At 71.2% G+C, this 4518-nt stretch carries 4 protein-coding genes; all 4 read right to left on the bottom strand.

Annotation, left to right across the window (positions count from 1 at the left end):
* Positions 1 to 65 precede the first annotated feature (65 nt).
* Genes hisB through hisG form a run of 4 tightly spaced genes read right to left on the bottom strand, consistent with a single transcriptional unit; the run spans position 66 to position 4430 of the window.
* Entirely contained in the window at positions 66 to 1163 is a 1098-nt protein-coding gene (gene hisB, locus VLF18_RS22935) for a bifunctional histidinol-phosphatase/imidazoleglycerol-phosphate dehydratase HisB (RefSeq protein WP_325281953.1), read from the bottom strand.
* Positions 1160 to 2230 (bottom strand): histidinol-phosphate transaminase, encoded by a 1071-nt coding sequence (hisC, locus tag VLF18_RS22940; protein ID WP_325281954.1) that lies wholly within the window; start codon positions 2228 to 2230, stop codon positions 1160 to 1162. Before hisC ends, hisB begins: the two co-directional genes overlap by 4 nt.
* Positions 2227 to 3534 carry a histidinol dehydrogenase gene (gene hisD, locus VLF18_RS22945; protein WP_325281955.1) on the bottom strand — a complete coding sequence of 436 codons (1308 nt, stop codon included), beginning with the start codon at positions 3532 to 3534 and terminating at the stop codon, positions 2227 to 2229. Before hisD ends, hisC begins: the two co-directional genes overlap by 4 nt.
* The gene (hisG, locus tag VLF18_RS22950) at positions 3531 to 4430 is read right to left on the bottom strand and encodes an ATP phosphoribosyltransferase (RefSeq protein WP_325281956.1); all 900 of its coding nucleotides are present in this window, start codon (positions 4428 to 4430) and stop codon (positions 3531 to 3533) included. The genes hisD and hisG overlap by 4 nt, the downstream gene beginning before the upstream one ends.
* Positions 4431 to 4518: the final 88 nt, after the last annotated feature.

Below are 4518 nucleotides of genomic sequence, written 5' to 3' on the forward strand. Positions count from 1 at the left end.
GGCCTGCACGCTGCCGAGGTTCGCGCCACCCGAGTCGAGCAGCACGATGCGTGGGGGCGTGGCCATCAGAGGCTGCCCTTGGTGCTCGGCAGCTCGGTGCCCTCGCGGCGGATTGCCTGGCGCAATGCGCGCGCGACCGCCTTGAAGCAGGCCTCGACCATGTGGTGCGCGTTGTCGCCGCGCACCGCGAGATGCAGGTTCGCGCCCAGCGTCTCGCAGAGCGAGCGGAAGAAATGGGGTACGAGTTCGGTCGGCAGATCGCCGACGCGCTCGCGCGGGAAACTGCCGTCGAACACGAAATACGGCCGCCCCGACAGATCGAGCGCGGCGCGCGCGAGCGTCTCGTCCATCGGCAGCGTGATCGCGACGGCGGCGCCCGCATCGGGCTCGTTCGCGTCGCCGTAGCGGCCGATGCCGCGCTTGTCGCCGAGCGCGCGGCGCAGCGCCTGACCGAGCGCGAGCGCGCAGTCCTCGACGGTGTGATGCTCGTCGATGTGCGTGTCGCCGGCGCAGGAGACGGTCAACGCGACGCCGGCGTGCTTGCCGATCTGTTCGAGCATGTGATCGAAGAAGCCGAGCCCGGTCGCGACGACCGGATCGGCGCTGCGGTCGAGATCGACGCGCACGCGGACCCGCGTCTCGCGCGTCGTGCGCTCGAGCTCGGCGCGCCGCGGCGCCTCGCAGAGCGTGTGCGCGATGGCGTCCCAGTCCCACTCGCCGTCGCCGAGCCGGAACCCGCGCACGCCGATGTTGTCGGCGAACTCGATATCGGTCGCGCGATCGCCGACCATCGCCGACGCACCGCGGCTCCAGCCGTCGTCGCCGAGATAGGCGCGCATCAGGCCCGTGCCGGGCTTGCGCGTCGGCAACCCTTCATGCGCGAAGCTGCGGTCGATCAGCGTATCGGCGAAGCGCACGCCCTGCGATTCGAAGATCTGCAGCATGAGCCTGTGCGGCCCCCAGAACCGGTCTTCGGGAAAGCTCTCGGTGCCGAGTCCGTCCTGGTTCGTGACCATGACGAGCTCGTACCCGGCCTCGACGCAGCGACGCAGCGCCGGAATCACGCCGGGCAGCAGCGCGAGCTTGGCATAGGCGTCGATCTGCTGGTCGGGCGGCTCGACGATCAGCGTTCCGTCGCGGTCGACGAAAAGATATTTTTTCATGCAGTGGATTCCTGTCGCCGCGCGAGCGCGTCGAGCAGCGCGCGGTTTTCCTCGGGCGTGCCGACCGAGATGCGCAGGCAGCCGGCCAGGCCGCGATAGCGCGACACGTCGCGCACGACGATGCCGGCCCGCAGCAGCCCGGCATAGACCGGCGCCGCGTCGCGCCAGCGCACGCAGAGGAAGTTCGCCGCCGACGGCAGGATCGCGACGACGTCTTCCAGACGGGCGAGCGCGGCGCGCAGACGTTCGCGCTCGACGCACAACAGTCCGATGCGCTCGTGCGCCGTTGCGACGGCGTCGGGACTCGTGGCGGCGAGCGCCGACGCGACGCTGCCGGCCGGCAGTGGATACGGCGCGAGGATCCGCCGCAGCAGTCCGATCACCGAGGCCGCCGCCAGCAGCACGCCGACGCGCGCGCCGGCCAGCGCATAGGCCTTGGACAGCGTGCGCAGCACCGCGACATGGTCGTGCGCGGCAAGCAGCGTGCTCGCGCTCGCGCTGCCGGCGAATTCGAGATAGGCCTCGTCGACGACGAGCAGCGCGCGGCCGCGCAGCGCGGTTGCGAGACGGTCCAGCATCGCGAGCGGCACGCAGTCGCCGCTGGGATTGTTGGGGGTGCAGACGAACACGAGCTTGACCGCCGGCGTCACTGCCGCGAGCAGCGCGTCGGCATCGAGACCGAAGTCGTCGGTCAGCGGCGCCTGCAGCACGGCCGCGCCCTGGATCGACGCGGCGACCGCATACATGCCGAACGTCGGCGGCGAAATCAGGATCGCATCCTCGCCTGCGCGGCAGAACGCGCGCACGAGGAGGTCGATGGCTTCGTCGCTGCCGCGTCCGACCAGCACCTGTTCCGGCGCGACGTCGTACAGCGCGGCGAGCTGGCGCAGCAGCGCGGCCGGCTGCGGATCCGGATAGCGGTTCAATCCTTCGCCGGCCCCTTCGGCAGGCGACCAGGGCGACTCGTTCGCATTGAGCAGCACCTGCCCGCCGGACGCCTCCATGCGCGCCGACGAATACGGCGTCAGCGCGCGGATCTCCGCGCGCGCGAGATCGAGCACGTTCATGCGCCGGCTCCGAGGCGTTCGAGCCGCAGCGCGACCGCGCGCTCGTGCGCGTGCAGTTGTTCGGCGTCGGCCAGCACGCGCGCGCACGGACCGATCGCGCGCAGGCCGTCGGGCGAGAGTTCCTGCACGGTGATCTGCTTGACGAAGCTCGCGACCGACACGCCGCTCCAGGCGCGCGCATAGCCGTAGGTCGGCAGTACATGATTCGTACCGCTGCAGTAGTCGCCGACGGCTTCCGGCGACCATGCGCCGAGAAACACCGAGCCGGCGTTGCGCACATCGGGCAGCAGCGCACGCGGATCGACGACGTTGAGGATCAGGTGCTCCGGTGCGTAGGCGTTGCTGATCGCGAGCGCCTCGGCGATATTGGCGACTTCGATCAGACGGCTGTGCGCGAGCGCGTCGCGCGCGAACGCGGCGCGCGGCAGCGTCTGCAGTTGCGCCTCGACCTCGGCCGCGACCGCATCGAGCAGCGCGCGCGACGGGGACAGCAGCATGACCTGCGAATCGCTGCCGTGCTCGGCCTGCGACAGCAGGTCGGCCGCGACGAACGCCGCGTCGGCAGCCGCGTCGGCGATAACGAGCACTTCCGACGGCCCCGCCGGAAGATCGATCGCGGCGCCGTCGACGTCGTTGGCGACCTGGCGCTTGGCTTCGGTGACCCAGGCGTTGCCCGGTCCGAACAGCTTGTCGCAGCGCGGCACGCTGGCCGTGCCGTAGGCCATTGCGGCGATCGCCTGCGCGCCGCCGAGCTTGAACACGCGGCCGACGCCGCAGAGTTTCGCTGTATACAAAACCACAGGATCGCACTCGCCGGCGGCGTTCGCCGGCGTGCACAGCACGACCTCGGGACAGCCGGCGAGCTGTGCCGTCACCGCGAGCATGAGCACCGTCGACGGCAGCGGCGCGGTGCCGGCCGGCGCATACAGACCGACGCGGCCGAGCGGCCGCAGCACGCGTTCGCAGACCACGCCCGGTGCAGTCTCGACGCGCACCGGCGCCGGTGCCGCGGCCGCGTGGAAACAGGCGATGCGTTCGCGCGCCTGAGCGATCGCTTCGCGCAACGCGGGGTCGACGCGCGTTTCCGCGGCGTCGAATTCGGCGGCGCTCACGGCGAGGTCGCCGAGTTCGCAGCCGTCGTAGCGGCGCGTCAGCGCGCGCAGCGTCGCGTCGCCGTCGGCGCGAACCTGCGCGACGAGGCGCGCGACGACGGCGCTGCGTTCGGCCGAGCCAACCTGTGCCGGCCGCGTCAGGCTCGCCGCGCGCGCCTCGGCATCGAGGGCATTCCAGATCAGCCGTTTCATGCGAGCATTTTCTCCACCGGCAGGACCAGCATGCGGCGCGCGCCCGCGCGGCGCATGTCCTCGAGATGCTGCCAGGTGATCGCGCCGTGGCAGACCGCCTGCAGCGCGACTTCGTCGAGGCTGCCTTCGATGCTCGTGATGGTCGGCTGCTGCCCCGGCGGCAGCAGCCGCGTGACGCCGGGCAGCGCCGCGCGCGTGGTCTGCAGCAGCACGAGCTTCGACTCGCGCACCTGGATCACGCCCTCGATGCGACGCAGCAGCAGTTCCTGCAGTTCGCCGCGCTCGTCGGGCGGCAGCACCGTCGCCGCGGCGAGCACGGCTTCGCTGTCGAGAATGCTCGCGACCTCGCGCAGCTGGTTGGCCTGCAGCGTCGCGCCGCTGGAAACGAGATCGCAAATCGCATCCGCGGTGCCGAGACGCGGCGCGATCTCGACCGATCCCGACAGCACGACGACCTTGGCGGTCACGCCGTTCGCCGCGAGCCAGGCGCCGGTCAGCGCGGGATAGGTCGTCGCGATGCGCAGTCCCTGCAGCGCCGATGCGTCGGCATAGGCGTCATCCTGCGCCAGCGCGATCGACAGGCGGCAGCGGCCGAAGCCGAGCGGCAGCAGCTCGCGGAACGGTTCGGCTTCGCCGCGCGACCGCGCGGCCGCCTGTTGTTCGGCGAGCACGTTGCGGCCGACGATGCCGAGATCGCAGACGCCGTCGGCAATCAGGCCGGGAATGTCGTCGTCGCGCACGAGCAGCAGGTCGATCGCGAGGCTTTCGCCGAAACAGAACAGCTTGTCGCGGCTCTGGCGGAACTTGAGGCCGCAGCGGGCGAGCAGTTCCTGCGACTGTTCCGACAGCCGTCCCGATTTCTGCACCGCGATGCGCAGGCGGTCTCGCGTCTTCATGATTTGCTCCGCGTGGTCGTGCGCGATCTGGTCGCGGCGGCAGGCAGGCCGGCGGCCGGAGAAGGCAGACCGGCGCGCCGGCGCGCCG

Origin of the sequence: Tahibacter sp. (assembly GCF_035481375.1) — a bacterium.
Lineage (GTDB): Bacteria > Pseudomonadota > Gammaproteobacteria > Xanthomonadales > Rhodanobacteraceae > Tahibacter.

Coding starts and splice junctions, on each gene's coding strand:
- hisB (WP_325281953.1), bottom strand. CDS start 1,163: ATGAAAAAATATCTTTTCGTCGACCGCGACGGAACGCTGATCGTCGAG.
- hisC (WP_325281954.1), bottom strand. CDS start 2,230: ATGAACGTGCTCGATCTCGCGCGCGCGGAGATCCGCGCGCTGACGCCG.
- hisD (WP_325281955.1), bottom strand. CDS start 3,534: ATGAAACGGCTGATCTGGAATGCCCTCGATGCCGAGGCGCGCGCGGCG.
- hisG (WP_325281956.1), bottom strand. CDS start 4,430: ATGAAGACGCGAGACCGCCTGCGCATCGCGGTGCAGAAATCGGGACGG.